The following is a 26,868-nucleotide window of genomic DNA, read 5'->3' on the forward strand; positions in this document are numbered from 1 at the left end:
GTTTTATCCAGCTGTCTAGCATCGACGCTATAGACCTGTAGATCCCGCTACTTCTCCACGATCGCCGTGACACCCTGGCCGCCTGCAGCGCAGATGGAGATCAGTCCACGGCCGGAACCGCGCTCGTTGAGCAGCTTCGCCAGGGTCGCGACGATCCGGCCGCCGGTCGCTGCGAACGGATGCCCGGCCGCGAGCGACGAGCCGTTGACGTTGAGCTTGCTCCGGTCGATCGAGCCGGGCGGATCGTCCAGGCCGAGCCTTTCCTTGGCGAACGCCGGGTCCTCCCACGCTTTGAGCGTGGCCAGCACCTGGGAGGCGAACGCCTCGTGGATCTCGTAGAAGTCGAAGTCCTGCAACGAAATCCCGGCTCGCGCGAGCATCCGCGGCACCGCGTACGCCGGCGCCATCAACATTCCCTCGCCGCCGTGCACGTAGTCGACGGCCGCGGTCTCGGAGAACGTCAGATATGCCAGCACAGGCAGTCGGCGCTGCTTGGCCCATTGATCAGTCGCCAGCAACACAGTCGAAGCGCCGTCGGTCAGGGGCGTCGAGTTGCCCGCGGTCATGGTGCCGTTGTCGCCGCCGAAAGCCGGCTTCAGCTTCGCCAGCTTCTCGGCCGTGGAGTCCGCGCGCAGGTTCTGGTCACGCGACAGCCCCAGATAAGGCGTCACGAGGTCGTCGAAGAAGCCGCGGTCGTACGCGGCCGCGAGGTTCTGGTGGCTTGCCGCGGCGAGAGCGTCCTGGTCGGCACGCTCGATTCCCCACTCCTTGGCGCTGATCGCCGCGTGCTCGCCCATCGACAAACCGGTCCGCGGCTCGGAGTTACGCGGGATGTCCGGCACGATGTGGCCCGGCCGCAGCTTGGCGAGCAGCCGCAACCGGCCGCCGATGCTCTTGGTCCGGTTGAGCTGCAACAGGATCGCGCGCAGATCCTCGTGCACACCGATCGGGGCGTCGCTGGTCGTGTCCACGCCACCGGCGACGCCTGCCTCGATCTGGCCGAGCGCGATCTTGTTGGCCACCTGGATGATGGCCTGCAGGCCGGTGCCGCATGCCTGCTGGATGTCGTACGCCGGCGTCTCCGGCGAGAGGCGGCTGCCGAGCACGGATTCCCGCGCCAGGTTGAAGTCACGGCTGTGTTTGAGCACTGCTCCCGCGGCGACTTCGCCGAGCCGTTCACCCTGCAGCGCGAACCGGCTGACCAGCCCGTCGAGTGCGGCGGTGAACATGTCCTGGTTGGACGCGGTGGCGTAGGGACCGTTCGATCTGGCGAACGGGATCCGGTTTCCGCCGATGATCGCGACACGCTTCTGGCCCCGAGGCGCCATCTCGCCCTCCTGCGGTAGGTGGTACTGGCCATCCTAACCTACTCGCAAGTAGTATTACCGCGAGTAGGGAGGCGCCCGATGACCGATCGCTACCAGCGATTCAGCCGTTCCGGCCCGGGGAAGTTCCTGGTCAGCCGGCTCGGCCTGCCAGATCCGGCCCCACTTCGGCGATACTCGCCCGATCAGCCCCCGCTGCCCGGCCCGGCCGTTGTCGGCTCGGCCAAAGGTGGTCGTCTGGAAGAACAAATCCGCAAGATCCTCGACAGTGCGGGCATCGAGGTCCGCGACACCGAGGAGAAGCCGGGCGCCCTGGTGTTCGATGCGACCGGCATAGACAGCCCGGACCGCCTGCGCGAGCTCTACGACTTCTTCCACCCGCGCGTCCGGAGCGTGGCCGCGTCTGGCCGGATCGTCGTTCTCGGTACCACACCGGACGGTTCGAAAGAGTCGATCGCCCAGCGTGCGCTCGAAGGCTTCACACGTTCGGTCGGTAAGGAACTCAAGCGTGGCGCCACTGTTCAGCTGGTCTACGTGGAGCCCGGCGCCGAGGACGGCATCGAGTCGACGCTGCGCTTCCTGCTGTCGGGCAAGTCCGCTTACGTGGACGCGCAGGTCATCCGAATCGGCGCGGGAACCGTTACCCGCCCAGAGAACTGGCTGACCCCGCTCGCAGGCAAGACCGCACTGGTCACAGGCGGTTCACGTGGCATCGGTGCGTCCATCGCCGATGTGCTCGCCCGCGACGGCGCCCACGTTGTGGTGCTGGACATCCCGGCTCAGGGCGAAGATCTCTCCGCGGTGGCCAACCGGGTCGGCGGTTCGTCACTGCAGCTCGACATCACCGCGCCAGAGGCCCCGGCCCAGCTCGTCGACTACTTCCGCGCACGGCATGACGGTGTCGACATCGTCGTGCACAACGCGGGCATCACCAGGGACAAGACCCTGTCGAAGATGTCCGAGGCACAGTGGGACGCCGTGCTCTCGGTGAACCTGGCCAGCCAGCTGCGGATCAACGACGCACTGCTTGCGGGAACCCTGAACCACGGCGGCCGGATCATCGGCGTGTCCTCCATCGCCGGAATCGCCGGCAACGTCGGCCAGACCAACTACGGCGCCAGCAAAGCCGGCGTGATCGGGATGGTCAACGCGTACGCCCCCTTGCTGAGTTCGGTGGGCGGCACGATCAACGCGGTCGCCCCAGGCTTCATCGAGACCAAGATGACCGCCGCCGTGCCGCTGTTCATCCGTGAGGCCGGCCGCCGGATGAACAGCATGTCCCAAGGTGGCCTGCCCGTCGACGTCGCGGAAACCATTGCCTGGTACGCGAACCCCGCGTCCGGCGCGGTGAACGGCAACATCGTCCGCGTCTGTGGCCAGAGCCTGCTGGGAGCCTGACATGCCGATCACGCACACCCGCGAACTCGACTCGACTCCAAACCTGACAATGCTGTTCGGCAAAGCCGTGCTGACCGGCTTCAGCAAACACGGCGACTCCCTGCCGTCCACTGTGTACAGCCGCGACGGAGTCGTCGTGGACCCAGCCCACCTCTCGGCCTACAACAAAGTCTGCGGCTTCCGCCTGACAGACGAACTGCCGATCACCTACCCCCATATCCTCAGCTTCCCCTTGCAGGTCAAGCTGATGACCGACGCCGACTTCCCCTTCCCTCTCGTCGGCTCAGTCCACCTCGCCAACCGCATCACCCAACTACAACCCCTGCGCGCCGACGCCCCCATAAGGCTGCGGGTCCACGTGGAAGACCTCCGCGCCCACCCCAAAGGCCACCAGTTCGACATGGTCACCGAAGCCTTCGTCGCCGGCAACCTCGTCTGGCAAAGCGTCAGCACCTACCTGCGCCGCAACGGCAGTTCAGGCAGTTCCAGCACCGGCCCCGAACTCATCACCCGCCAGCCCCGCGCCATCTGGCACATCCCCGACGACATAGGCAGAAGATATGCGGACGTCGCCGGAGACCGAAACCCAATCCACCTCCACCCCCTGACCGCCAAACTCTTCGGCTTCCCCCGCGCCATAGCCCACGGCATGTGGACAAAAGCCAGATGCCTCGCCGCCTTCGAAGGCCGCCTCCCCGAGGCCTACACGGTGGAGGTCCGCTTCAAAACCCCAGTCCTCCTCCCCTCCAAAGCCGCCTTCGCCACCACCCACACCGCCGACACCTGGACCTTCGACCTCTTCAACGCCCGCACAACCAAACCCCACCTGACCGGCACAATCACCCCACCCTAAGCCCGCACCCCGCAATTCCGCCCCCGTGCGAACGGCCCACTCGCAAATCCAGTTATCCACAGGCAGCCCGCTCCACCCTTGTTGATCATGCTTCCCCGATAGAATGGAGCAGGGAGTGTGCTACGAATACCTTGGCAGTCTCTTCTGTTGTCGGGTAATGCTGTGTTGATGATGGAGGTGGGCCCTCCGGCGCCGTCGGGCAGGAGACGGTGTCAAACCGCCATGAGCTGCTGCGGTGAATGAGTCGTGGTGGTGAGCGTCATGGAAAAGCCGTGGCAATTGATCGCGGCAGGTGTGAGTCGGGAAGACGATCGTGCAGTGAACCATTAATGACGCGTCGTTACCATTATATGTGGCATCAGAACCGGGGCGGTCCCTGTGTCCCGGGATGAGTTGGGCGGGTGTCCTGTTGTCTTGGCCTAGCGGTGTCCGGCGTAGAGGTGGCGTGAGCCCGATTCAGGCATTGATACGGAATGTGGGAACTCCTCGTCTCGAAACAGACGATCCCGGGTTGTTCGAGGTCGGCGAGAGAGAGCGTCTCAAGCAGCGGACCTGTGAGAGATGGAGTATCGGTCGCGGGACAGGAGGGCGGACCGTCTCGTAGTAGTGATGAAGCTTCTGTAATGGGAGTGGAGCGAAGGGGGCGGATTGCTGCGATTCAGTCCAGAAATCAACCAGTCAATCTTGGGCTGGGAGGAGTGGTGAGGGTGGATCACTGGTGTCGGGAAAATCGTTTGAGATTGACAAGTGGCAGGTATGGGATGCGTTCCAGGTGGTGCGCGGGAACCGGGGTGCCGCTGGTGTGGATGGGGTCTCGGTTGAGGAGTTCGAGAAGGATCTGAAGAATAATCTGTACAAGATCTGGAATCGGATGTCCTCGGGGACGTATTTCCCGCCGGCGGTGCGGGCGGTGGAGATTCCGAAGCCGCATGGTGGTGGGACAAGGATGCTGGGTGTTCCGACGGTGGCCGACCGGGTGGCGCAGACGGTCGCGGCGAAGGCGTTGGAGTTGGTGGTGGAACCGGTGTTTCACCAGGATTCCTATGGGTATCGACCGGGTCGCTCGCAGTTGGATGCGGTCGGGTTGTGCCGACGGCGGTGCTGGCGGTACGACTGGGTCATTGATCTGGATATCAAGGAGTTTTTCGGCACTGTGCCGCATCGGGAGATCGTTGTGGCGGTGGAGAAGCATGCTCCGGCGCGGTGGGTGTCGTTGTATGTGCAACGGTGGCTGACCGCGCCCATCCGGCAGTCGGATGGTTCGACGGTCATTCCGGAGAAGGGGACGCCGCAAGGGTCGGCGATCTCGCCGGTGCTGGCGAATCTGTTCCTGCATTATGCGTTCGACACGTGGATTGCTCGGGAATTTCCGGGTGTGGTGTTCGAGCGGTACTGCGATGATGTGGTCGTGCATTGCCGTAGCGAGCAGCGGGCTCGTGAGGTGTTGACGGCGATCGTCACGCGGCTTGCCGGGTTCGGGCTGGAAGTGCATCCGGGCAAGACGAAAATCGTGTATTGCAAGGACGATAACCGTGGTGGGTCATCGATGCATGAGCGGTTCACGTTTCTGGGATATGATTTTCGGGCTCGGAGTGCGAAGAACGAGCATGGGCAGTTGTTCATGAATTTCCTTCCCGCGGTGAGTAAGGATGCGATGGTGGCGATGGGCAAGCAGGTGCGCTCGTGGCATCTAGGCCGTCGTGTCACCTTCATGTGGAAAGACCTCGCGCGGTGGATCAACCCCATTGTCGCGGGGTGGCTCAACTACTATGGGCGTTATCGCGCCTTCATGTTGAACCCGCTCCTGTATCGTATCAATCAGCAGTTGGTGCGATGGCTGACACAGAAATATAAACGGTTCCGGCGTCGTCAACGGAAGGCGTGGAAGGCTCTGGCCGAGATCGCTCAGGCCTATCCCCGGCTCTTCTCTCATTGGCGCCACGTCACGCCCGATGGCAGAGCAATAAGAGCCGTGTAAACCGAGAGGTTTACGCACGGTTCTGTGAGCGGCGGCGGGTGAAACTCCCGCCGTCGACTCGACCGCCCCCCGGGTTGGGGTGGGGGATGCTCTCCTATAGGAGGGGCGCGCAGGCGTAGTCGAGTGGCGGCGTTCGAGGTTTGTGACCTCAGTGTTCTGCGGGGGTCCAGACGTTGCCTTCGACCAGGTCGCCGAAGCCCATCCAGACTAGGTTCATCAGCCAGGAGGCTACGGCGCGGGTGGGGACTGCTGGGTGGTCGAGCCACCAGTCGGCGAGGGATTCGCTGGCGCCTACCAGGGCTGCGGCCATGGCTTCGGTGCTTTTCTGGGTGTGTTCGTCCATGCCGCGTTTTGTTGCGGTGCGGACCAGGAGGGCGTCGACCAGGTTTATGGCGCGGGAGCGCATGGCGAGCAGTTCTTCGCTGAAGGGGCCGCCCTGGGAGATTGCCTGGCGGTGCAGGACGCGCCAGCTTTGCTTGTTCGAGCCGACGAATTCGAAGAATGAGCGCAGGCCCATCCAGAGTTGCATGTCGGGAGGTGCATCGGCGTCTATTCCGCTGACTATGGCTTCCATCAGCAGGTTTGCCTCGCGCTGGATGCAGGCCGCGAACAGGTCCTCTTTGGAGCCGAGGTAGGCGTAGATCATTGGCTTGGACACGCCTGCGACCTCGGAGATCTCGTCCATGGACGCGTTGTGGTAGCCGTGTTCGGAGAACACGCGCACGGCTGCGTCCAGAATCTGCTTCTCGCGGACTTCGCGTGGCAGGCGTTTGACCCGACGGTCCTCGACGCTCACGGCACCCTCCAGGTCCAGGCCTTTGAGGTTGTCATGGTACCTACCGATACGTATTCTTACTCGTGAGTAGGTAAGAGGAGGCACTTATGCCCGACCTCAGTGTCGAGGCCATCGGCAAACTCAGCCCGAGTGAGCTGGTGCTGCTCATCGACCGGCTCGAGCCGGCCGATGACGGCCTCGCCGACGTCGACATCGACGCGATCGCGAAAATGATCGACCCGGACAAGCTCAAGGGTGACGAATTCGTCCGGCTCATCAGCGGTCTGCAGCGGCTGTCCGCCGCGAGCATCGACCTCAGCAGGATGGGGCCGCAGACCTTCGCGCGGCCGATCGCGAACGCAGGCAAGGGCCAGTTGGAGGACGTGCTCGACCGGCCTGAGCTGCGCAACCTTATCCTCAGTGAGATCTTCCGGCGGATGCAGCTGCATCTTCGCCAGGACCGCGCCCGCGATGTCGACGCGGTGGTGCACTGGCGGTTCTCCAACGGCACAGGCGAAGACGGTTACGACCGCTACGAGACGGTGATCTCCAACGGCACCTGCACGGTCAACCGGGAGATGTCCGCGCCGAGCCGGGTCACGATCACCATGCCGCCGAACGAGTTCGTCCGGCTGATCACTTCGAACGCCTCCGCGCCGGTGCTGTTCATGACCGGCAAGCTGAAGCTGCGCGGCGACCTCGCGTTCGCGGCCGGTCTGCTGACCCTGTTCGACCTGCCGAAGCCTTGAGGCGCTGGAACCGGTTGCCCGCCGCGCCTGGACCGGGCGTGTTCGATGCGTTCGCTCGGTCGATTGACGTGCGCAAACTCGATGAGACGCAGTTCGTGCGGCTGATCGAGACCATACACATGCTCGGTACGGCGGGTACCGGGATCGAGCTGTCCGCGTTGAGCACCGAGACGTTCGTGCAGATCATCGAGCAAGCGTCGATTGCGCAACTCGACGCTCTGATGGAACACCACGAGCTGCGTACGGTCGTGTTGACGGAGATCTTCGCGAGAATGACAGCGCACGTTCGGGCGGACGCACCGGACGCGGTTGTGCACTGGCGATTCACCGGCGGTTACGAGGAAGGCGGCTTCTCGCGGTACCAGACGGTCATCGCGGGCGGTCGCTGCACGTCAGGCATGGTGCAAGACCGGGATCCGCGCGCCACGGTGACCATCACGCCCTCGGACTTCCTCAAAGTCACGACCGGCAACGCCTCGGCGCCGCTGTTGTTCATCCGCGGTCGCGTGAAAGTGAAGGGTGACATTCCGTTCGTCGCAGGTCTGGTCAACCACTTCGACCTGCCGTCAGCGCCTCCTGGAGAACAGTGATCGCTGCGGGCAACGAGCCGTCGGCAACGTTGCCGTACCCGAGCACAAGCGCGGGATCGCCAGGGGCGCTGCGATAGGAATCCAGGCTCACCAGCCGCAAGCCGTTCGCCGCAGCGTGCTGGACAACCGAAGTCGCGTCAGAATCCAAGTGCAGCAACAGATGTAGCCCAGCTGCCGCGCCGGAAACGTTCTCCAGTGCGGAAACCATGGTATCTCGCCGGTTTCGGTACCGCAGCCGGGCCGCACGCAGGTATCGGTCGTAGGAGCCCTGCTCGATGAAAGCCGCCAACGCCAACTGATCCAGCACGGGCGGCGCCGACGCCGTGGGGTTCGCTTCCGTGACCGCAAGCGTCCATTGGGGCGGAACGACACACCAACCGATCCCGAGTGCCGGACTCAGCGTCTTGCTGACCGAGCCGAGCAGCACCACCCGCCGTGGATCCATTCCCTGCACAGTCCCCACGGGACGGCGGTCGTAACGGAACTCGGCGTCGTAGTCGTCCTCCAGGATCAGGCCGTCGACAGCACGTGCCCACGCGAGCAACGCGGCCCGCCGTGCCGGAGTCAGCACAACCCCCGAAGGAAATTGGTGTGCGGGCGTGACGATCACCGCGCGAACGCCGTCCGGGATCTGGTCAACACACAGGCCTTCGGCATCGACAGGAACCGAAACGACCGTCAGTCCTGCGGTCGTTGCCGCCTGCCGGACGCGTGGCCAGCCCGGTTCCTCCATCACGACCCGCGTGATCCCGGCCGCGTGCAGCGCCCGGCCCACGAGCGTGACCCCGCTGGTGACGCCCGAACAGATCAGCACATCCTCGGTGACCGCACCCCGGCATCGGCGCAGATATTCAGCCAGTACCGCACGCAGCCTCGGGTGTCCGCCGGGAACCGGCACGCCGAGGTCGGTGTGCGGGACCGAGGACAGCACTTCGCGCAGTGCGTCCGCCCAGCGCCGACGCGGAAAAGCACGAAGATCCGGAAGACCGGGCGCCAAGTCGTAACGCGGCGGGCTCGGACTTGGCCGAGGTGGCACGGAACGATCCAACACACCCGACCAACTCACGCGAGTGGCCGAGCCTGTGCGCGCGACGAGATACCCCTCGGCCACCAGTTGCGCGTACGCCTGCGTGACCACCCAACGCGAGCAACTCAGGTCGTCGGCGAGTTTGCGGCTTGGTGGCAACGCGGCGCCTTGACCGAGCACGCCATCACGGATCGCCTTGCGTAAGGCGCGTGCGAGCTGTTCGTGCCGTGCGCCCCGGCCGGAAACATCCAGGAGGACGTCCCAGCCCAAATTGGTCTGTGATCTGGCCACATCAATGGACCATACTGCCGGACCGATCGGTCATAGCGTGATTCTCATGAAGAGAGTCGAACTCGGGCGCACTGGCCAGACGGTCAGCCAGATCTCGCTTGGCTGCATGCTCATGGGCACTTCCACCGACGAGCAGACCTCCGAGCGGATTCTGAACTCCTACCTGGAAGCCGGTGGCGACTTCCTGGACACCGCCGACTGCTACGCGTGGTGGACCTCGCCGGAGTCCACCGGCGGCGAGAGCGAGAAACTCCTCGGCAGGCTGCTGAAAGGCAAACGGGACAAGGTTTTCCTGGCCACCAAGGTCTCGGCTCTGCTCACCGACTATGCGGCCGCTCACGCGAGCGGCAAAGGTGAACCGTATTACGAAGGTGCCAGCGCGAAGGTCATCCGCCGCGGCATCGACGCGAGCCTGCGGAGGCTGGACACCGATCACATCGACCTCTACTACATCCATGTCGACGACATGGTCACGCCGTTGGAGGAGACGCTCGAAGCGCTCGACGAGATCGTGCGCGCGGGCAAGGTCCGGTACATCGGCTGGAGCAACGTCTGGACCTGGCGGCTGGAACGCATCCACGCGCTGACGCGGCAAAACGGCTGGAGGTCCGCGCCGGTCGCCGTGCAGCAACAGCACTCCTATCTCCGGCCGGTCGCGGGAACGCGAAACGTCGCAGGCCAGGACATGCTCGACTATCTGGCTGCCACCGACGACATCTCACTGGCCGCGTACTCGCCGATCCTGGGCGGCGTCTACGAAGGCCGCGTCGACAAACCGATCTGGAAGCAGTACGCCGGACCGGACGCCGAAATCCGGCTCGCCGGTCTCGAAACAGTCGCGGTGGAACTGGGCGTGACCAAGAGCCAGGTCGTGCTTGCGTGGTTGCAGCAGTCAGAACGGACGATCCCGATCATCGGCCCGCGGACGTGGGAACACTACGAGGACTACGTCCCGGCGTTCGACCTGAAACTTGAACCGCACCATGTGAAATTGCTAGGTCAGTAGCGCTCGGCGTATCGGCTGGGGGTTTCGCCGAACATTCCCGTGAAGTCGCGGGTGAAGTGGGCCTGGTCGGCGTATCCGAGATCGGCGGCCAGGCCCGCCCAGTCGATTGTCGCGCCCTTGGCCATTCGCTCGGTCACCTCGTGCAGCCGGTACCGGCGGATCACCCACTTCGGCCCGACCCCGACATGCTCGGCGAACAGCCGCTGCAATTGGCGGACAGTCGTCTCGAACTCCTTTGCCAGAACGTCGACCCGCACGATCTCCGGCGCCGCAGCGATTCGCTCCACAATCCGCGCCGACAGTTCCGCCTTGGGATCGGGCTCGGGCAGATTGGCTCGCAGGAACTCCTCGACCACTGGTATCTCATGACGCGATGGCAAATCCCGGAACACCTCTGCTGCGGGAATCACCTGGTCGGTGATGGAGGTGACCGGTCGTCGCAGAAACGGCCGGAAACACCCGGGCCGGAAGGCGATCCCGAACACGCTCGCCCGGCCGTCGAGCACCTGGAACACATGCCCACTGGACACGCCGTTCAGGTTCGCCGAGCCGCCCTGGAAGGTCAGGTGCACATTGGGATACGGCACGATCAACTGCCGGTACGGCTCGTCGTAGTCCCACTCGACCATCCAGTACCTGGCCACGTACGGCGCGAGGTCTTCGGCAGGCGCGGCGAACTCGTGGCTCTGGAACTTCCGCCAGGCCAGTTCGCGCGGATCCCTGCTCATCGGTCGCCTTTGTTCAATACGCCGCGGTCGGGACATTTTAGGGTGGGGCCCATGTCTGGAGACCAGTTGATCAAGCACGCGACCGCGCCCGTCATCGATGTGGTCCGTGGCATCACGCCCGATCAGCTCGGCGCGGCGACGCCATGCGCGCAGTTCGACGTCCGCAAGCTGCTCAACCACCTGCTGTACTGGGGACCTTCGCTGGAAGGCGCCGCGCGCAAGGAGTCGGTGCCGCCGCCGACCGTCCCGGAGTCCGAAGTGGATCTTCCGGCCGACTGGCAGCCGAAGCTGGTCGCGCACCTGGAGACGCTCACCGCGTCCTGGAGCGACCCGGCCGCGTGGGAAGGCACCACGCACATGGGCGGCCCGACCGAGATGCCCGCCGCGCTGGTCGGCGGCATGGTCGTCGGTGAGGTCATCGTGCACGCCACTGACCTGGCGCGGGCCACCGGCCAGAATCCTGAGTGGGACGACGAAGTCCTGGCCTACGTGTACAAAGACGTCGAAGCCGGCGCCCAGCAAGGGCGCGACATGGGCGTCTACGGGCCAGAAGTACCTGTGCCCGCAGACGCCCCGCTGCTCGACCGGATCCTCGGCCTGACCGGCCGGGAGCCGCGCTAGTACGTGATCGCGATGCTGGGATCGGCGAGCAGGGCACCGACGTCCGCGAGGAATTCGGAGCCTTGCTGGCCGTCGATCACCCGGTGGTCGAAACTCAGCGACAGCTGGCAGATCTTGCGCGGCACGACCTGACCGTCGACCACCCACGGCATGTCACGGATCGTTCCGAGCGCCAGGATCGCCGACTCGCCCGGGTTGATGATCGGTGTCCCGGTGTCCACACCGAACACACCGATGTTGGTGATCGTGAACGTCCCGTTGGCCATTTCGGCCGGGGTGGTCTTGCCGTCCCGGGCCTTGGCGGTCAGCGCTTCCAAGGCCTGGGCCAGCTCACGCAGTGACATCTGGTCGGCGTCGTGCACCTTGGGGACGACCAGGCCACGCGGGGTGGCCGCGGCGATCCCAAGGTGCACATAGGACTTGTAGACGATCTCTTCGCCGTCCCACACCGCGTTGATGTCCGGCGTACGACGCATGGCCAGCAGCACTGCCTTTGCCGCGAAGGTCAACGGCGTCAGCTTCACGTCCCGGAACTGCGGGTGGTTCTTCAGTTTCGCGCGTAGTTCCATCATCGGCGTGACGTCGATGGTCATGAACTCGGTGACGTGCGGCGCGGTGAAAGCACTTTCCACCATCGCCTTGGCTGTGGCCTTACGGACACCGCGGACCTGTACCCGGCGTTCACGCTCACCAGATGTGACAACGGGAGTGACCGGTTCGGCCGCCCGCTGGACGTCGTCACGCGTGATGACCTGGCCTTCGGTCGCCAGCGCACGCAGATCCACGCCGAGTTCCTTGGCCAGCTTGCGGACCGGCGGCTTCGCCAACGGCACGTAGCCGCCGGCGACCGCGACGGGTTCAGGCTCGGGTGCCGGAGCGACCACGACCGGCGCCGGTGCGGGCGTGGAACCCTTGCGGGCACGGCGTTTTGCCGCACCGGTCTTCGGGCCGTAGCCGACCAGGCTCTGGATCCGGCCGTCCGCGCTCTCCTCGCCGATCTTCGTACCGCCGCCGTTGTCCGAGGACGGCTTCTCCACGCCGTCCGGGTCGACGTCGAACACGATGATCGGTGTGCCGACCGCGACCGTCTGGCCCGGCTCGGCGAGCAGTTCGGTGACCACGCCCTCGTACGGCGCGGGCAGTTCGACCGCGGCCTTGGAGGTCTCGATCTCCACGAAGATGTCGTTGACCTTGACCTTCGAGCCCACCTGCACGTGCCAGGTCAGGATCTCGGCCTCGACCAGGCCTTCGCCCACGTCGGGCAACGGGAAGTGCTTGTAGTCAGGCACGGTTCACCACGCCAGCGATCGGTCGACGGCGTCGAGCACGCGATCGAGGTCGGGGAGGTACTCCTCCTCCACCTTCGACGGCGGGTAGGGCGTGTCGAACCCGGTCACCTTCAGCACCGGGGCCTCCAGCGAGTAGAAGCACTCCTGCTGCACCCGGCTGGCGATCTCGGACGCGATCGACACCTCACCAGGCGCTTCGCTGGCGACGACCAGGTGCCCGGTGCGGCGTACCGACTCGAACACCGGCTCGAGGTCCAGCGGCGACAACGTCCGCAGGTCGATTACCTCAAGGTCAAGACCGTCCTCGGCGGCCGCGTTCGCCGCGTCCAGGCAGGTCTTCACCAACGGGCCGTACGACGCGAGCGTCGCAGCCGTTCCCGTGCGCAAGACGCGTGACTTGAACAACGGGTACGGCGTCGCCTCGGTGTCGATCTGGTCTTTCTCGTGGTAGCGCCGCTTCGGCTCGAAGAACAGCACCGGGTCGTCGCAGTCGATCGCCTGCTGGATCATCCAGTACGCGTCCACCGGGTTCGAGCAGGAGACGACCTTGATCCCAGGCATGTGCGCGAAGTACGACTCGGGCGACTCGGAGTGGTGCTCCACCGCGCCCACGCCGCCGCCGAACGGCACCCGGATCACGATGGGCACCTTGGTCTTGCCCTGGGTCCGGTAGTGCAACTTGGCGACCTGGCTGGAGATCTGGTCGAACGCCGGGAAGATGAAACCCTCGAACTGGATCTCGCAGACCGGCCGGAAACCGCGGATCGCCAGACCCACGGCCGTGCCGACGATGCCCGACTCGGCCAGCGGGGTGTCGAGCACCCGGTGCTCGCCGAAGTCCTTCTGCAGGCCGTCGGTGATCCGGTAGACGCCGCCCATCTTGCCGACGTCCTCACCCATGACGATCACCTTGGGGTCGCGCTCCATGGCCGCGCGCAGGCCGTTGTTGATCGCCTTGCCCATGGTCTGCTTGACAGCAGTCGCGGGTGCAGTGTCCTTGTCAGAAGTCTTGTCCATCACTGGTGCCGCCATTTCAGTGCGCACCTCCCTCGAAACCGGCCAGGTAGGCGAGGTACTCGTCGCGCTGCTTGTCCAGCAGCGGGTTTCCCTCGGCGTAGACCTGGGAGAAGATCCGCTCGGCCGGCGGGTCGGGCATGTTGAAGCAGTACGCGCGCAGCTCCGAGGCGAGTTCATCGGCCTCCAGCTGCACCTGGTCGAAGAACTCCGGTTCGGCCATGCCGTTGCGGACCAAATGCACCCGGACCCGCTCGATCGGGTCCTTGAGCTTCCACGCTTCGAGCTCGTCGGAGAGGCGATAGCGGGTCGGGTCGTCGGACGTGGTGTGCGCGTCCATCCGGTAGGTGAAGGCCTCGATCAGCACAGGGCCGTTGCCGGATCGGCACTCTTCCAACGCCCAGCGGGACACCGCCAGCGATGCCAGGACGTCGTTGCCGTCCACCCGGATGCCGGGGAAGCCGTAACCGCGGGCGCGCTGGTAGAGCGGCAGCCGGCTCTGGCGCTCGGTCGGCTCGGAGATCGCCCACTGGTTGTTCTGGCAGAAGAACACCACAGGCGCGTCGTAGACCGCCGCCCAGACGAAGCCTTCGTGCACGTCGCCCTGGCTGGTGGCGCCGTCGCCGAAGAAGACCATGGTGGCCTCGGCGTCCGGTTCGTGGCCGACCTTGCCCTCGAACCGCTGGCCCATCGCGTACCCGGTCGCGTTGAGGACCTGGTTGCCGATGACGATCGTGTACGGGTGGAAGCGGTGCTCGGCCGGATCCCACTCGGAGTGCTCAGTGCCGCGGAACGTCGCGAGGATCTGCTCCGGCCGGATCCCCCGGCACCACGCGACACCGTGCTCGCGGTAGCTGGGGAACGCCATGTCCTGCGGTTTCAGCGCACGGCCCGCGCCGATCTGCGCGGCTTCCTGACCGAGCAGCGGAACCCAGATACCGAGCTGGCCCTGCCGTTGCAACGCGTTGCCCTCGCGGTCCGCGCGGCGGACGAGAACCATGTCGCGGTACAGCCCGCACAGCTCTTCGGCACCGATGTCCTCGACGTACTTGTCGAACTCGGGGTTCGCGACTCGCTCACCCTCCGGCGTCAGGAGCTCGACCAGCTCCGCGCCGCCTTCATTAGTCGCACGCAAACCCGCGAGCACCTGCTCTTTGGTCGGTTGGGCCGCGGTGGCGGCTGGACCGCCGCCCGGCTCCGGGTGCGTCCACTGTTCTGGGGACGACATGCGGCTTTTCTCCTCGTGTTGAGGCCACGGCACCGCTTGTGGCAGGCACCTGGCGGCCACTCCGGCCGGCTCCGCCACCTCCGGTGAGAGGCGGACAGCGACGGTCGGCGTTGACGGCTGTCACATTCATCCTGGCACGCGCATACCCGATCCGGTGAGGCACGCACGTTCCCAGAATCGTCTCAAAATGGTCCTGAACAGGCAAAATCGTAGGATGCCCAATGATCGGGGTTCCCAGCACCGGCAGGTTCTGAACACGCGCGGTGCACGCCAGAGGCACGATCGGACCAATCCGGTCCCGACCGCGGACCGAACCGGTTGGACACCCTCGCAACCGATGTGATCTGGACTACATCCCCGGTCGTGACAGGATCGGGGTGTGGAGCACAACGCACTGAACTCGACCGTCACCAGGCTCTGGGACACAGAGATCCTGCCCAGCCTGTCCGACCTGGTCGCGATCCCGGCACTGTCCCCGGTGTTCGACCCGGCCTGGGCGCAGAACGGCCATCTCGACGACGCGGCCGCCCACGTGAGCAAGTGGGTCACGGACCGCAACCTGCCTGGCACGACCGTGGAGACAGTCCGGCTCGACGGCCGTACGCCGCTCGTGCTGATCGACGTCCCGGCCACCCCAGGTGCCGAGGACGCGGGCACCGTCGTGCTCTACGGCCACCTGGACAAACAGCCTCCGGTCGGTGGCTGGGCCGACGGCCTGGGCCCGTGGACCCCAGTGATCCGCGACGGCCGGCTGTACGGCCGCGGCGCCGCCGACGACGGCTACTCCGGCTACGCCGCGATAGCCGCTATCGAAGGCGTACGTGCCGCCGGTGGTTCGCACGCTCGCTGCGTGATCCTGCTCGAGACCAGCGAGGAATCCGGCAGCCCTGACCTGGCGCCGTACCTGATGCACCTCAAGGACCGGCTCGGCGAGGTGACCCTGGTCGTGTGCCTGGATTCCGGCGGCTCCGACTACTCCCGGCTGTGGATCACGACTTCGCTGCGTGGCATGGTTTCCACCGACGTGACCGTGCGCGTGCTCGACTCCGGTGCCCACTCCGGGATGGCCAGCGGCATCGTGCCGAGCTCCTTCCGGATCATGCGGACCCTGCTCGACCGGATCGAGAACTCCACCACCGGCGAGGTCCTCGTGCCCGAGATGCACGTGGAAATCCCGTCGCACCGCGTCGAGGAGGCCCGTGTCAGCGCCGCCGCCTCGGCAGGCAAGATCGCCTCGATCTGGCCGTTCGCAGCAGGCACCCGCCCGGTCTCGGACGACGACCTGGACCTGTTGCTCAACAACAGCTGGCGCCCGACCCTCTCGGTGATCGGCGCCTCCGGCCTGCCCCAGCCCCTCGACGCGGGCAACGTCCTGCGGCCCTTCACGACGCTGTCGCTGAGCTTCCGCCTGCCCCCGACCGCGGACTCGGCGGCTTGTCTGGAGTCGCTGCGCAAGGCCCTGACCACAGACGTGCCCTACGGCGCCCAGGTCGAGATCACCCGCTCCGACACCGCCGACGGCTGGGACGCCCCCGCCCTCGCCCCCTGGCTGAAAACCGCCGTCGACAAGGTCAGCACCACGGTGTTCGACGCCCCGTGGGGCACTGTCGGCCTCGGCGGCTCCATCCCCTTCATGGGCCTGCTCGCCGAGACCTACCCCGAGGCCCAGTTCCTCGTCACCGGCGCATGCGGCGCCGACAGCAACATCCACGTCCCCAACGAATGGCTCCACCTGGGCCAAGCAGCCCGCGTCACCGCGTCAGTCGGTCACGTCCTGCACGCCCACGCCACCCGCTGACACCCGTCGGCCCAGCTGATCGGCTGCCCGAGTCGTCTCGGGCAGCCGGTACTTGGGGCTCAGCCTGAGCACCAGCTCGGTGGCCGTGTCCAGGTCGATCTTGTGTCCGATGGAGACGAACACCGGCTTCACGCCGGCCTGTGTGCGCAGGGCCCGGCCGACGACTTCGTCGTTGTCCACCAACGGCGTCCAGTCGCCGCGCCCAGGCCCCGGTGGGTCGTAGTGGCCAAGCGCTTGCTTCCCCACGCCGACCGACGGCAACCCGGTCACCACTCCAGCGTGGGAAGCGAGCCCGAACCGGCGCGGATGCGCGATCCCCTGCCCATCGCAGACCAGCACATCCGGCACAACCTTGAGCCTGTCCAACGCCTTGAGCAGCGACGGCAACTCCCGGAACGCGAACAACCCAGGCACATAAGGAAAATCCGTCACGTCCCGGACGGCCACGCTGTCCACGATCTCCAACGTGGCCACATCCACACAGACCGCGGCTGCAACGAGATCGTCACTGCCGTAGGCCACGTCCAACCCGACGGCGACCTTCGGTGAGAACCCGTCGGGCACGGTACGAATCACTTGTGGCGCAAGCTCTTCCTGCAACGCCACCGCTTCTTCGACAGTGGTCATCGGCGGTAGATCTTTTCCTCGGTCAGCACGCCGTCCTCGTTCCACGTTCGCGAAGCGAGCAGGTTCCCCTTGTTGTCAAAGTGGTCCTCGCGAGTCAAGCTGCCATCCCGGAACCACTCCTGGTGCAGCCCGACCGCCCGGCCGTTGCTGACCAGTCCCTTTGCCTTGAGCTCGCCAGTGGGATACCACTCATGCGAAGGACCGTCCTCTCGGCCATCCGTGTAGCCCGTGACCGCGATGACTTGGCCGTTCGGATGTCTCTCGAAGACCTCACCGGTGAACGGAGTGCCCTGGTAGGTGATCAGGAGACCGTCCTGGCAGTCAGCGTCGTCGAAGTCGATCCGCGCGGGCTCAGCCACTGGTGTGCGAACCGCGCTCCGGCCACTCGCCGGTTTGCTTGAAGCGACCGGCGATGCCCCAACTGGCCTTGCGGAACACCCGGTCTTCCCGGCCGTCGTCCGGCGTGTACCGGCTCGTCTGCTTGGCCACGGTCAGCGTGCGGATGAAATGTTCGAAGTCGTCGCCGAAGGAGTACCGCACCATCTGGGCGTCCTCTTGGTCCTTGCGGAAGAAGATCTGCACAACTCGTTATTCCGGCCAGACTTGTTTGCCGGCCTGCAGTGCTGAGCGCTGGTAGTCCGGTGGCCGTTCGCCCGCGGCGACTGGTTCGACCGGCCAGGAACCCACTTTGCGCACCATCAACTTGGCACCCAGTTCAGCGCGTGCTCGTTTGACCGGTGCCCCTGACGGGACGACAACCACGTATACCCAGCCCGGCTTGGCATGCGCGGCGGCGTTCGCGGGCTGCCGCCATGCTCGCAACACGCGCACGGGCTTCGGTTGGGCTGCTGCCCACTCCCGCGCCACAGCATCGGCCGCGCTGGTCGAGGAATCGTCCGGCGGTGCCGTGAACTCGTACTGCGGCAACTCGTTCAACGGCGGCAGTTGCGTGAGCCGGGCGTCCTGCGGGTTGTCGAGCAGGCCACGGAAAAGTTCGACCTCCTCGCCGGTCAGCCCGACCTGCTCGGTTTCGAGCTGGCCGAACAGCATGTCCTCGAACATCTCGTATTCGCCCGCACCCAGGTATGACCAGAGCGGGTCTACAGTGTCGTCGGCCAGCCGGCCGGTCAGCTGCCGGAGAAGCAGGACCGCAGCGTCCTCGTAAGCCCTGTCCGTCATCGGTCACTCCATTCCGGTCAGGCAGGACCAAGGTCGGTCGTGGAGATGATTTTACCCTCGCCGTCAGTGATCATTCTGATCATGCGGCCCTTCTTGTTGCCCTCGTAGGTCCATGTGCCGTTGCCGCCGACATCCGGGTTCGAGTAAATCGGTGTGGTGCTCGGTGGTGCGCCCTTGGGCGGCGGATGTGGCGAACTCGGGTTGACGATGACGCCGTCTCCGCCTTCCGGATACGCGGTCCGGATCTCGCCGCCCTCCACCACGGTCACGTGCACGATGACGCCGTCGCGTTCACCCACGTAGTCCCAGGAATCGACCATGTTGCCGTTGGCGTCCTTGGTTCGTTTCGGGCCGATGGGGGTCTCTGTCCTGGCCACGTCCTCGGCGTGGTTCAGGATGTCCTGGTCGGACCAGCGTTGCGGGAACTCGGATTTGCCGGGGCGTCCCGTGCCTGCCCGGTGCCCACCGGATTTGCCGCTGTCACCGTCCAGGATGTGCTGCTTGGACGCCGTGCTGTGCTTGATGTCCTCGGGCTTCGGTGGTTGCGGCGGGGTCGGGTTGCCTGGTGGATCCTGGTTGGGCGGCTTGTTGCCACCGCCACCCGAGTCAGCGCCGTTACCTGTACTGCCCGGCGGAGTGTCGCTGCCGGACGGCTTGGTCGTGCTGGACGGTGAGGTTGTGCCCGAGGGAGTGCCTGTCGGGCTGGAGCTCGTGTCCGGTGTGGACGATGTGCTCGATGGTGAAGTCGTGGTACCCGAAGGGGTGCCGGTCGGGCTCGAGCTGGTGTCGATCGGTGAGGACGAACTGGGTGTTGTGGTCGATGTTCCGCTGGGCACGTCCGAAGTGTTCGGTGAACGCAGGCTGTCTGGGCCGTTCGGGGTGCTGGGCGCGCCGTCGGGGGCGCCACGCAGGCCTTTGCGGATCGCGTCCCAGATCTCGCCGAGCTTGCCCATGATCGGCTTGAGCTTTTCCAGGGAACGGGTCAGCTTGAGGATGAAATCCTTGATCCGGTTGACCCACTTGGAGATCAGGGCGACCGCGGAGGCGACCACGTGCGGGGTCGCGACGCCGACGGTACCGGCGATCTCGGCGACCCACTGCGGGATCCGGGCGATCAGGGTGGCCACGCATTCGGCGACCAGGTCACGCACGATCTCGCGGACGGCGCCGACCAGCACGCCGACGACCTCGACGACGGTCCCGATCGTGTCGGCGCCGGTACCGGCTGCCTTGATCTTGTCCTGCTGGGCCTGGGCGCGGGCGCGGTAGGCCTCGGCAGAGGCGCCCTGCCAGCCTGCGGTGCCGCCTGCGACCTCGGTCCAGAAGTCCTGGGCGATGGCCCCGGTCTCCTTGCCGATGTTCTTCCAGGTCGCCGCGTAGGCCGCGATCTGGTCGGCGTCACCGGCCAGCCAGTCCAGCGCGTCCGACAGCGGTTTGACGTGTTCCATCAGCCAGGACACCGCGTACTGCAGCAGTGTCCCGACTGGGTCCATGGCCAGCGACAGGGCTTCCAGCCCGGTGCCGACCGCACCCAGGCCACCTTCCACCCAGGACTTGTTCTCGACGCCGTTGTAGATGTCCATTGCGGACTCGGCGATCCCGATTCCACTGTAGGCAGTGGTGGAGTCCTGCCGCTGCGCGACCAGCGGATTCCCTTCAGGCATCAGCTGGCTCCCGCGAACGGCTGGGTGTTGGCCTGCTCGACGTTGTCGTAGCTGGTCGCAGTGGTGCGTACGCCGTTGGCGGTTTCGCCCATCGAGGTCGCGCCCTCCTGCAGCGCCGTGACGCCCGGGTCGCTGACCGCGTGAACGATCGGCACGAAGAACGAGCAGATCACGCCGTACGCCTGGTCGCCGAGCGACACCTGGTTGGCGGCGCCGAGCGCGGTGTTCAACCGGTCCCGCAGTCCGTCGAGCCGACTCGCGTGCGCGCGTAGTTCGTCCGGCAATACGTCATAGCTACCGTCAGGCATCAGCTGTCCCCCTCAACGCATGATGGGGCTGTCGCCGCCCCAGTCGTCCTCGTCGTCGTGGCCGATCCGCCGGTCCCGGACCACGTTGTGGCCACTCTGCTCCGGCTCCGGCTCCGGGAAGCGGTTGCGGAAATTGGACACCACGGCGTCCACAGTCTGGGCGTCCTCGCCCACTGTGTCCTGCATGATCTCGGCGACCTGCGCGGTGATCCGGGACTGTGCCCGGCGCATCGTGGTCAGCACCAGCTGGGCGACCTGGGCGCCCGGCATGGTGCGGACCTGGTCGGTGATCCGCAGGTCGGTGACGGCCCCGGCGGAGTCGACGGTGACCGTCACGACCCCGTCACGAGAGGTCTCGGTCGAGGTCACAGCGGTGACCTGACGCTGCATGTCCTGGTAGCGCTCGGCTTTCGCGGCCACTCCGGCGGCCCACCGCTCGAGCTCCAGCTCGGTGCGCGGGCCGTCGATCCCGAAGTTCGGTTCAGTCACGAAAGCTCAGACGCACGGCCGCGCCGGTCAGTTCCGTGGGTCACCAATCGGGGTAGCGGGTGTACCAAGCTGGATCGAAGACCGGCATCGGCCCGAACTCGATGACGGCGTCCAGGGTGAGACGTTCCATCACCTCGCGCAGCTCCAGCTCGGCCAGCCAGGCCGGTGGGATGGCGTCGATGCCCCACATGGCGCCGAGGATGTTGCCGCAGATCGACCCGGTGGAGTCGCTGTCACCGGAGTGGTTCACGGCCATCAGCAGCCCGCTCGCCATGTCGTCGGCGGCCAGCGCCGCGCACACGCCGATGGCCAGCGCCTCCTCACCGACCCAGCCGCCGCCGAGCTGCTCGGCGATCGTCTCCGGGTCGGGCTTGCGCGCGGCCAGGTCGACCGCCCGGTCGAGGATGGCCAGCTGTTCCTGGTGATCGTCCCAACGAGTCAGCTGGTCACGGGCGACCAGGATCGCGTTCGGGAGCTCTGTCCCGTCGTACAGCTCGCTCACGATCACCGCGAGCACACCCGCCGAGAGGTACCCGCTCGGGTGGCTGTGCGTCAGCGCGGCAGTGGTGACAGCGAGGGAGAACACCTCAGCAGGGTCGTCGGACCACACCGCCGCGGGCGCGGCCCGCATCACGCCTCCGCAGCCCTTCGAGTCGTTGACCCGATGATCGACGGTGCCGGGCTTGCCCGAGGTCGCGAATGTCCGCAGCGCTGACATACACGTCTTGCCTGGTGAGCGCAGGGCGAACAGCGCCGGATTCGTGATCAGCCAGCCGTCCGGCTGGGGCGAACGCTCGGCGAACACGCCCCCGCACCGGTTCCAGGGCTGGTTCTGGGTGTGGTACCAGCGCTGGTAGGCGTGCTGCAACACCATGGTGACGTCTGTATCGACGCCTCGGCGTTGCGCGCCGTGCGCCCTGATCAGGCCTTCCAGGGTGAACAGCGCCATCTGGGTGTCGTCGGTGATCTTGCCCCGGCCGCCGTACTCCTGGGCGAAGTCGGTCACCCCGGCCGGTCCGAACCACTTGCGGATGTTGTCGATCCCGTTGAACTCGACCGGGCCGCCGAGCGCGTCGCCGATGGCGCCGGCCAGCACAGATCCGAGCACTTTCGACGGGGGCAGCACACGACGGGTCACTCGGCCAACCCTAGGCGATCGAGATCGTGATGCGAGCTCGTAACGGGCGAATGCTGGGAACTGTGCTGTACGAGTGGCAGGATGCGGGCACTCGACCGAAAACGAGTTACGAGGAGTGACCTGTGGCGCGACGACCCACGCTCAAGGTGCTCGCTCTGCTGCCTGCGCTGGCTTTGGGCCTCGCTACAGCGGGCTGTGCCGAGAAGATCGACTCTGGGGCCCCGGCGGGGGGTTCTACGTCCGGCGGAGCGTCCGCGGTCCAGCTGATCGAGTCGGGCAAGCTGAAGGTGTGTACGCACCTGCCGTACAAGCCGTTCCAGTTCAGCGAAGGTGGCAAGACAGTCGGCTTCGACGTCGACCTGGTGGACCTGATCGCCAAGGATCTGGGCGCCACCCAGGAGATCGTGGACACGCCGTTCGAGGGCAGCCAGTCCGGTGAGGACCTCAACACCCGCAAGTGCGACCTGGTCGCGGCGGGCATGACCATCACCGACGTGCGCAAGAAGAACCTCGACTTCACCGATCCGTACTTCGAGGCCACCCAGGTGCTGATGGTCAAGAAGGGCGGCCCGAAGACGCTGGCCGACCTCAAGGGCAAGAAGCTCGGTGTGCAGCAGGCCACCACTGGCGAGGAGTACGCCACCAAGAACAAGGACGCCAACGGCTACGACACCGTCCAGTTCGAGGACCTCGCGCTGGAGCTGACGGCGGTCAAGACGGGCCAGATCGACGCGGCCATCAACGACAACGGCGTGATCCTCGACTTCGTCAAGGACAACCCGGACACCGAGGTCACCGCCCAGTTCCAGACTGGTGAGCAGTACGGCTTCGGCATCCGCAAGGGCAACGCGGCCCTGCTGGCCAAGGCCAACGAGGTGCTCGCCAAGGCCAAGAGCTCCGGCGAGTACGACAAGGTCTACGAGAAGTGGTTCGGCAAGAAACCGACCAAGTAGCTGGTCACGCGGGGCCTGCCGGAGCTGATCGGCAGGCCCCTTGGTTTGAGCGGACCCTTCTCTAGGAGTAAGAAATGGCACTTTCCAGGCGGAAACGGGCGCAGACGATCCGCGGCGTCCAGTACGCGATCCTGGCCCTGATAGTCCTGCTGGTCGCGTTCGTGGCCGACTGGGGCCAGATCCGGCGGGCGTTTCTGAACTTCGACGCCGCGGGCGAGTCGTTCCCCAACATCATCACCACCGCGCTGGTCAACACGATCATCTACACCGTGCTCGGCTTCGCCTTCGGCCTGGGGCTCGGGCTCGTGCTGGCGCTGATGCGGCTGTCGTCGGTGCCGCCGTACCGCTGGCTCGCCACGATCTACATCGAGTTCTTCCGCGGCGTCCCGGCTCTGCTGGTGTTCATCGCGTTCGGGTTCGGTGTGCCGCTGGCGTTCGGGCTGCGGTTCGACATCTACTCGACCGTGATGCTGTCGCTCGGCCTGGTCGGTGCGGCCTACATGGCCGAGACCATCCGTGCGGGTATCCAGGCGGTGCCCAAGGGGCAGGTCGAGGCCGCGCGGTCGCTGGGCATGTCGCCCGCCCGGGCGATGCGCACGATCGTGATCCCGCAGGCGTTCCGGATCATCCTGCCGCCGCTGACCAACGAGCTGATCCTGCTGACCAAGGACTCCTCGCTGATCTACCTGCTCGGCCTGGCCCGCGACGAGTACGAGCTGACCAAGTTCGGCCGGGAAGGGCTCAACCAGACCGGGTCGATGACGCCGATCCTGCTGGCCGGCCTGTGCTACCTGATCATCACGATCCCGCTGTCGCTGCTGTCGCGGTACCTGGAGAAGCGCACCGGCGGCAAGAAGATCAGCTCACCGGAGTCGACCGGACTGGGGGTTTCGGCGTGACCAGCACCGAGGAAATCGTTGTCGAGATCACCGGCCTGAAGAAGTCGTTCGGCTCACTGGAAGTGCTCAAGGGCGTCGACCTGCAGGTCAAGCGCGGCGAAGTGGTGTGCGTGATCGGGCCGTCCGGCTCGGGCAAGTCCACGCTGCTGCGCTGCGTGAACGTGCTGGAGGAGCCGACCGGCGGCAAGGTCGTGGTGGACGGCGTCGAGCTGACCGACCCGGACGTCGACATCGACAAGGCGCGTCGCACGATCGGCATGGTCTTCCAGTCGTTCAACCTGTTCGCGCACCTGAACGTGCTCAACAACCTGACCGTCGCCCAGCGCAAGGTGCTCGGCCGCGACAGTGCCGAGGCCGAGAAGGTCGCCCGGGCCAACTTGGAGAAGGTCGGCCTCGCCGGGCGCGAGCACTCGATGCCCAACCAGTTGTCCGGTGGTCAGCAGCAGCGTGTCGCGATCGCGCGGGCGTTGTCGATGGACCCGGACGTGATGCTGTTCGACGAGCCGACTTCGGCGCTCGACCCGGAACTGGTCGGCGACGTGCTCGGCGTCATGCGGCAGCTCGCCGACGAGGGCATGACGATGATCGTGGTCACCCACGAGATGCAGTTCGCCCGTGAGGTCGCCGACAAGGTGCTGTTCATGGACGGCGGCTACATCGTCGAGGAAGGCCCGGCCGAGCAGGTCATCGGCGCGCCGCAGCACGAACGCACGCAATCGTTCCTGGCCCGCGTGCTGAACCCGATCCAGAAGGCGTGACCCCAGCCGAGCCGCCTCCCGCGGAGGCGCGCCGACTGGACGTGCAGGACCCCGCACCGGGCAAGTGGGCGCACATGGCGGCCGCGGACGTGGTCCGCCGGGTGGTCGAACCGGACGGCGCCGGCATCCGCTGGCGCCGCAAGTCCGCCAGCCCGCCGGTGATCGTGGTCGAGGACAAGTTCCTCACCGGCAAGTTCAGCCTGCGTGCGCTGGAGTTCCCGTACGTGCTGGAGTTCGTGCGGTGCCGCTTCGAGCAGGCACCGGACCTGCGCCAGGCCAAAATCGCCGGCCTGGAGTTCCGCGACTGCTGGCTGCCCGGCCTGTCGGCCAAGAACATGCGCTGCGACAACGACCTGGTGCTGTCGTCCACCACTGTGGACGGTGAGCCGATCGACCTGGTCGACTCGGAGATCGAGGGGTCGGTGAACCTCTCGGCCAGCAGGATCGGCAACCGCACCGGCCGGGCGCTGCTCGCCGACCGGCTGGTGCTCGCCGGTGCGCTGCTGGCCAACAACCTGGTGGCCCACGGCGAGATCCGGATGCCCGGCCTGCGGGCCGGCGGCAACGTCAACTTCTCCGGCGCGACGCTGGACAACCCGGAAGGCTACGCGCTCAACGGGTACGGCATGCACGTCGGCGGAAACCTGTTGTGCGGCATCGATGTCACCACACAGGAGCGGTTCTCCTCGACCGGTTGGGTATTCCTCCCGGCGACCCGTGTGGACAGCGATTTCTCCTTACGTGGCGCGGAGTTGCGGCCCGCCGACATGAACGGCTCGGAAGGGTCGGCGGATCCCGGGTTCGACCTGACCGCGACGCTCATCGCCGACCGGATCAGGGTGGAGGGCAACCTCGAACTCGACCGTGGCCTGCGGTCCACCGGCACGCTGCGGATCGTCAACGCGATGATCGGCGGCTCCCTGCGACTGTCCAGTTCGGACATAGACGTGTCCGCCGAACAGCCGCCACCATGGCCGCATCGGGCGTTGCACCTGGACGGAACCCAGATCAGCGGCGATTTCGACGCCCGGTCGATCCGGATGGCCGGGCAGGCCCGGATGGTGGATGTGACCATCCGAGGCAGCCTGCTGCTGGACGGCGCGAACCTGCGTAACCCCGAATCGGACGCGATCCTGGGGCGCCGGTTCAGTGTCGGAGGCAACCTGGACGGCCGGTTCGTCGAGGTCGCGGGCTGCCTTTCGTTCCAGGGCGCCAAAATCGGGGCGAACCTGGATCTGCGGGGATCCCGGCTGATCGAGCCGGGCAGGCACTTGCGGACCGGCGCGGTGTCGCCGTCGGTCGACATCCGTGCGGCCACCGTCGGCCGCGACTTGATCCTTGCGGCTGGGCACCGGCCTTTCGCCGCGCACGGCGGCGTCCGGATGCACCGCGCGGAGATCGGGCGTGAGGCCAATTTCGACGGTGCGATGCTCGGCTCAGGACTCGGCGGTACGGCCTTGAACGCGCACGGCATGGTCGCCCAGGAGCTCGTGCTGACTGTCGGCCAGGCACCGCGTGGACGCGTGACTTTGCGGCACGCGCGCTGCGCTTCGTTGGCGGACAACGACAAGTTCTGGGACGGCACCGGGCGGATCGATCTCGAGGACTTCAGGTACGAAGCACTCGCCATCCCCATCGACGTGAAGGACGATGCCGCGGTCCGTACGCGCCTGCGGTGGTTACGCACGTCGATGCAGGGCACCTACAGCCCTGGTCCCTACGACCAGCTCGCGACCGTGTTCCGGTCGAGCGGCAACGAAGAACACGCGGCCACAGTACTGATCGAGAAACACCGTTGGCGTTACGTCGCCATGGCCGACGGAATGCGGGTACTCGGGCCTGGCGTGCGGATGTGGAGCTGGCTGCAGCGATCCATGGTCGGCTACGGCTACCGGCCGACACGTGCTCTGGTCTGGCTGCTTGTCTGCCTCGCGCTGGGCAGCGTGTGGTTCGGTCTGCATCCGCGGCCCAACGAGATCAACGCCGACGACTCGCTGATCTGGAACCCGGTGCTCTACACCCTGGACCTGCTCGTGCCGATCATCGATTTCGGGAACAAGAATCGCTGGCAGGCGCCGGGCACCTCACAATGGATCGCGTCCGGGCTGATCGCGACCGGCTGGATCCTGGCGACCACCGCCGCGGCCGGCCTGACCAGGATGCTGCGCCGAAACTAGCCGTAG

General features: G+C 66.1%; 27 protein-coding genes. 12 read left to right on the forward strand and 15 right to left on the reverse strand.

Features of this window, described 5'->3' with window-relative positions; all coding sequences use genetic code 11:
• Positions 1–47: 47 nt before the first annotated feature.
• Positions 48–1,328 (reverse strand): acetyl-CoA C-acetyltransferase, encoded by a 1,281-nt coding sequence (locus JOF56_RS11550; protein ID WP_209637108.1) that lies wholly within the window; start codon positions 1,326–1,328, stop codon positions 48–50.
• A 78-nt stretch (positions 1,329–1,406) separates the two neighbouring features.
• Between JOF56_RS11550 and JOF56_RS11555 the strand changes: the two genes are divergently transcribed.
• The 3 genes from JOF56_RS11555 (at position 1,407) to ltrA (ending at position 5,554) form a co-directional block, all read left to right on the forward strand.
• Complete coding sequence (locus tag JOF56_RS11555) at positions 1,407–2,723, forward strand: 3-oxoacyl-ACP reductase (RefSeq protein WP_209637110.1); 1,317 nt, start codon at positions 1,407–1,409, stop codon at positions 2,721–2,723.
• 1 nt (position 2,724) lies between these two features.
• On the forward strand, positions 2,725–3,576 hold the full coding sequence (locus JOF56_RS11560; RefSeq protein WP_209637112.1) for a MaoC family dehydratase: 852 nt from the start codon (positions 2,725–2,727) through the stop codon (positions 3,574–3,576).
• 718 nt (positions 3,577–4,294) lie between these two features.
• Positions 4,295–5,554 carry a group II intron reverse transcriptase/maturase gene (ltrA, locus tag JOF56_RS11565; RefSeq protein ID WP_209636696.1) on the forward strand — a complete coding sequence of 420 codons (1,260 nt, stop codon included), beginning with the start codon at positions 4,295–4,297 and terminating at the stop codon, positions 5,552–5,554.
• A gap of 148 nt (positions 5,555–5,702) precedes the next feature.
• On the opposite strand, the gene JOF56_RS11570 is transcribed toward ltrA, so the two are convergent.
• The gene (locus tag JOF56_RS11570) at positions 5,703–6,350 is read right to left on the reverse strand and encodes a TetR/AcrR family transcriptional regulator (RefSeq protein ID WP_209637114.1); all 648 of its coding nucleotides are present in this window, start codon (positions 6,348–6,350) and stop codon (positions 5,703–5,705) included.
• Between the two features lie 86 nt (positions 6,351–6,436).
• Here JOF56_RS11570 and JOF56_RS11575 point away from each other — a divergent pair, with 86 nt between their 5' ends.
• A complete protein-coding gene (locus JOF56_RS11575) occupies positions 6,437–7,078 on the forward strand; it encodes an SCP2 sterol-binding domain-containing protein (protein ID WP_209637116.1) in 642 nt (213 codons plus the stop codon).
• A 68-nt stretch (positions 7,079–7,146) separates the two neighbouring features.
• Positions 7,147–7,668 (forward strand): SCP2 sterol-binding domain-containing protein, encoded by a 522-nt coding sequence (locus JOF56_RS11580; RefSeq protein ID WP_307855048.1) that lies wholly within the window; start codon positions 7,147–7,149, stop codon positions 7,666–7,668.
• On the opposite strand, the gene pdxR is transcribed toward JOF56_RS11580, so the two are convergent.
• Positions 7,625–8,986, reverse strand: coding sequence for a MocR-like pyridoxine biosynthesis transcription factor PdxR (pdxR, locus tag JOF56_RS11585; protein ID WP_209637118.1), 1,362 nt, complete (start codon positions 8,984–8,986; stop codon positions 7,625–7,627). The genes JOF56_RS11580 and pdxR overlap by 44 nt on opposite strands.
• 46 nt (positions 8,987–9,032) lie before the next feature.
• On the opposite strand from pdxR, the gene JOF56_RS11590 reads away from it, so the two are divergent.
• Positions 9,033–9,992, forward strand: coding sequence for an aldo/keto reductase (locus JOF56_RS11590; RefSeq protein ID WP_245378238.1), 960 nt, complete (start codon positions 9,033–9,035; stop codon positions 9,990–9,992).
• Here JOF56_RS11590 and JOF56_RS11595 read toward each other — a convergent pair.
• On the reverse strand, positions 9,986–10,720 hold the full coding sequence (locus JOF56_RS11595) for an AraC family transcriptional regulator (RefSeq protein WP_209637122.1): 735 nt from the start codon (positions 10,718–10,720) through the stop codon (positions 9,986–9,988). The two genes, JOF56_RS11590 and JOF56_RS11595, sit on opposite strands and share 7 nt — an antisense overlap.
• A 51-nt stretch (positions 10,721–10,771) precedes the next feature.
• On the opposite strand from JOF56_RS11595, the gene JOF56_RS11600 reads away from it, so the two are divergent.
• A complete protein-coding gene (locus JOF56_RS11600; protein ID WP_209637124.1) occupies positions 10,772–11,341 on the forward strand; it encodes a TIGR03086 family metal-binding protein in 570 nt (189 codons plus the stop codon).
• Here the strand turns inward: JOF56_RS11600 and JOF56_RS11605 are convergent.
• From JOF56_RS11605 to pdhA, 3 genes are read right to left on the reverse strand one after another with little or no spacing between them, the layout of a single operon-like run.
• Entirely contained in the window at positions 11,338–12,630 is a 1,293-nt protein-coding gene (locus tag JOF56_RS11605; RefSeq protein WP_209637126.1) for a dihydrolipoamide acetyltransferase family protein, read from the reverse strand. The two genes, JOF56_RS11600 and JOF56_RS11605, sit on opposite strands and share 4 nt — an antisense overlap.
• A 3-nt stretch (positions 12,631–12,633) precedes the next feature.
• Entirely contained in the window at positions 12,634–13,662 is a 1,029-nt protein-coding gene (locus JOF56_RS11610) for an alpha-ketoacid dehydrogenase subunit beta (protein ID WP_209637128.1), read from the reverse strand.
• Between the two features lies 1 nt (position 13,663).
• Positions 13,664–14,872: a pyruvate dehydrogenase (acetyl-transferring) E1 component subunit alpha gene (gene pdhA / locus JOF56_RS11615; RefSeq protein WP_209637130.1), complete on the reverse strand. Its 1,209-nt coding sequence runs from the start codon at positions 14,870–14,872 to the stop codon at positions 13,664–13,666.
• A gap of 379 nt (positions 14,873–15,251) precedes the next feature.
• Here pdhA and JOF56_RS11620 point away from each other — a divergent pair, with 379 nt between their 5' ends.
• Complete coding sequence (locus JOF56_RS11620) at positions 15,252–16,670, forward strand: M20/M25/M40 family metallo-hydrolase (RefSeq protein WP_209637131.1); 1,419 nt, start codon at positions 15,252–15,254, stop codon at positions 16,668–16,670.
• On the opposite strand, the gene JOF56_RS11625 is transcribed toward JOF56_RS11620, so the two are convergent.
• The 8 genes from JOF56_RS11625 to JOF56_RS11660 are packed head-to-tail and all read right to left on the reverse strand — an operon-like array spanning position 16,632 to position 22,075.
• On the reverse strand, positions 16,632–17,297 hold the full coding sequence (locus tag JOF56_RS11625) for an endonuclease V (RefSeq protein ID WP_209637133.1): 666 nt from the start codon (positions 17,295–17,297) through the stop codon (positions 16,632–16,634). The genes JOF56_RS11620 and JOF56_RS11625 overlap by 39 nt on opposite strands.
• The gene (locus JOF56_RS11630) at positions 17,294–17,656 is read right to left on the reverse strand and encodes a toxin-antitoxin system YwqK family antitoxin (protein WP_209637134.1); all 363 of its coding nucleotides are present in this window, start codon (positions 17,654–17,656) and stop codon (positions 17,294–17,296) included. The genes JOF56_RS11625 and JOF56_RS11630 overlap by 4 nt, the downstream gene beginning before the upstream one ends.
• The gene (locus JOF56_RS11635; protein WP_209637136.1) at positions 17,649–17,879 is read right to left on the reverse strand and encodes a hypothetical protein; all 231 of its coding nucleotides are present in this window, start codon (positions 17,877–17,879) and stop codon (positions 17,649–17,651) included. The genes JOF56_RS11630 and JOF56_RS11635 overlap by 8 nt, the downstream gene beginning before the upstream one ends.
• A 6-nt stretch (positions 17,880–17,885) precedes the next feature.
• Positions 17,886–18,476, reverse strand: a complete 591-nt coding sequence (locus JOF56_RS11640; protein WP_209637138.1) for a hypothetical protein — start codon at positions 18,474–18,476, stop codon at positions 17,886–17,888.
• A gap of 17 nt (positions 18,477–18,493) precedes the next feature.
• Positions 18,494–20,140, reverse strand: a complete 1,647-nt coding sequence (locus JOF56_RS11645) for an EndoU domain-containing protein (RefSeq protein ID WP_209637140.1) — start codon at positions 20,138–20,140, stop codon at positions 18,494–18,496.
• Complete coding sequence (locus JOF56_RS11650) at positions 20,140–20,448, reverse strand: type VII secretion target (RefSeq protein WP_209637142.1); 309 nt, start codon at positions 20,446–20,448, stop codon at positions 20,140–20,142. The genes JOF56_RS11645 and JOF56_RS11650 overlap by 1 nt, the downstream gene beginning before the upstream one ends.
• A 12-nt stretch (positions 20,449–20,460) precedes the next feature.
• Entirely contained in the window at positions 20,461–20,937 is a 477-nt protein-coding gene (locus JOF56_RS11655) for a YbaB/EbfC family nucleoid-associated protein (protein ID WP_209637144.1), read from the reverse strand.
• Between the two features lie 40 nt (positions 20,938–20,977).
• On the reverse strand, positions 20,978–22,075 hold the full coding sequence (locus tag JOF56_RS11660) for an ADP-ribosylglycohydrolase family protein (RefSeq protein ID WP_209637146.1): 1,098 nt from the start codon (positions 22,073–22,075) through the stop codon (positions 20,978–20,980).
• 122 nt (positions 22,076–22,197) lie between these two features.
• Between JOF56_RS11660 and JOF56_RS11665 the strand changes: the two genes are divergently transcribed.
• The 4 genes from JOF56_RS11665 to JOF56_RS11680 all read left to right on the forward strand — a co-directional run bounded on the left by JOF56_RS11665 (position 22,198) and on the right by JOF56_RS11680 (position 26,862).
• On the forward strand, positions 22,198–23,028 hold the full coding sequence (locus tag JOF56_RS11665) for a basic amino acid ABC transporter substrate-binding protein (protein ID WP_209637148.1): 831 nt from the start codon (positions 22,198–22,200) through the stop codon (positions 23,026–23,028).
• Positions 23,029–23,102: 74 nt separating this feature from the next.
• Entirely contained in the window at positions 23,103–23,927 is an 825-nt protein-coding gene (locus JOF56_RS11670; protein ID WP_209637149.1) for an amino acid ABC transporter permease, read from the forward strand.
• The gene (locus JOF56_RS11675; protein WP_307855049.1) at positions 23,924–24,685 is read left to right on the forward strand and encodes an amino acid ABC transporter ATP-binding protein; all 762 of its coding nucleotides are present in this window, start codon (positions 23,924–23,926) and stop codon (positions 24,683–24,685) included. The genes JOF56_RS11670 and JOF56_RS11675 overlap by 4 nt, the downstream gene beginning before the upstream one ends.
• Positions 24,682–26,862: a translocation/assembly module TamB domain-containing protein gene (locus JOF56_RS11680; protein ID WP_307855050.1), complete on the forward strand. Its 2,181-nt coding sequence runs from the start codon at positions 24,682–24,684 to the stop codon at positions 26,860–26,862. The genes JOF56_RS11675 and JOF56_RS11680 overlap by 4 nt, the downstream gene beginning before the upstream one ends.
• Positions 26,863–26,868: the final 6 nt, after the last annotated feature.

Source organism: Kibdelosporangium banguiense (genome assembly GCF_017876405.1).
Taxonomy (GTDB): domain Bacteria; phylum Actinomycetota; class Actinomycetes; order Mycobacteriales; family Pseudonocardiaceae; genus Kibdelosporangium; species Kibdelosporangium banguiense.

What these genes read in the sequence shown, in the direction of transcription:
- JOF56_RS11550 (WP_209637108.1), bottom strand. Translation starts at nt 1,328, where the DNA reads ATGGCGCCTCGGGGCCAGAAGCGTGTCGCGATCATCGGCGGAAACCGG.
- JOF56_RS11555 (WP_209637110.1), top strand. Translation starts at nt 1,407, where the DNA reads ATGACCGATCGCTACCAGCGATTCAGCCGTTCCGGCCCGGGGAAGTTC.
- JOF56_RS11560 (WP_209637112.1), top strand. Translation starts at nt 2,725, where the DNA reads ATGCCGATCACGCACACCCGCGAACTCGACTCGACTCCAAACCTGACA.
- JOF56_RS11575 (WP_209637116.1), top strand. Translation starts at nt 6,437, where the DNA reads ATGCCCGACCTCAGTGTCGAGGCCATCGGCAAACTCAGCCCGAGTGAG.
- JOF56_RS11590 (WP_245378238.1), top strand. Translation starts at nt 9,033, where the DNA reads ATGAAGAGAGTCGAACTCGGGCGCACTGGCCAGACGGTCAGCCAGATC.
- JOF56_RS11595 (WP_209637122.1), bottom strand. Translation starts at nt 10,720, where the DNA reads ATGAGCAGGGATCCGCGCGAACTGGCCTGGCGGAAGTTCCAGAGCCAC.
- JOF56_RS11600 (WP_209637124.1), top strand. Translation starts at nt 10,772, where the DNA reads ATGTCTGGAGACCAGTTGATCAAGCACGCGACCGCGCCCGTCATCGAT.
- JOF56_RS11610 (WP_209637128.1), bottom strand. Translation starts at nt 13,662, where the DNA reads ATGGCGGCACCAGTGATGGACAAGACTTCTGACAAGGACACTGCACCC.
- pdhA (WP_209637130.1), bottom strand. Translation starts at nt 14,872, where the DNA reads ATGTCGTCCCCAGAACAGTGGACGCACCCGGAGCCGGGCGGCGGTCCA.
- JOF56_RS11625 (WP_209637133.1), bottom strand. Translation starts at nt 17,297, where the DNA reads ATGACCACTGTCGAAGAAGCGGTGGCGTTGCAGGAAGAGCTTGCGCCA.
- JOF56_RS11640 (WP_209637138.1), bottom strand. Translation starts at nt 18,476, where the DNA reads ATGACGGACAGGGCTTACGAGGACGCTGCGGTCCTGCTTCTCCGGCAG.
- JOF56_RS11645 (WP_209637140.1), bottom strand. Translation starts at nt 20,140, where the DNA reads ATGCCTGAAGGGAATCCGCTGGTCGCGCAGCGGCAGGACTCCACCACT.
- JOF56_RS11650 (WP_209637142.1), bottom strand. Translation starts at nt 20,448, where the DNA reads ATGCCTGACGGTAGCTATGACGTATTGCCGGACGAACTACGCGCGCAC.
- JOF56_RS11670 (WP_209637149.1), top strand. Translation starts at nt 23,103, where the DNA reads ATGGCACTTTCCAGGCGGAAACGGGCGCAGACGATCCGCGGCGTCCAG.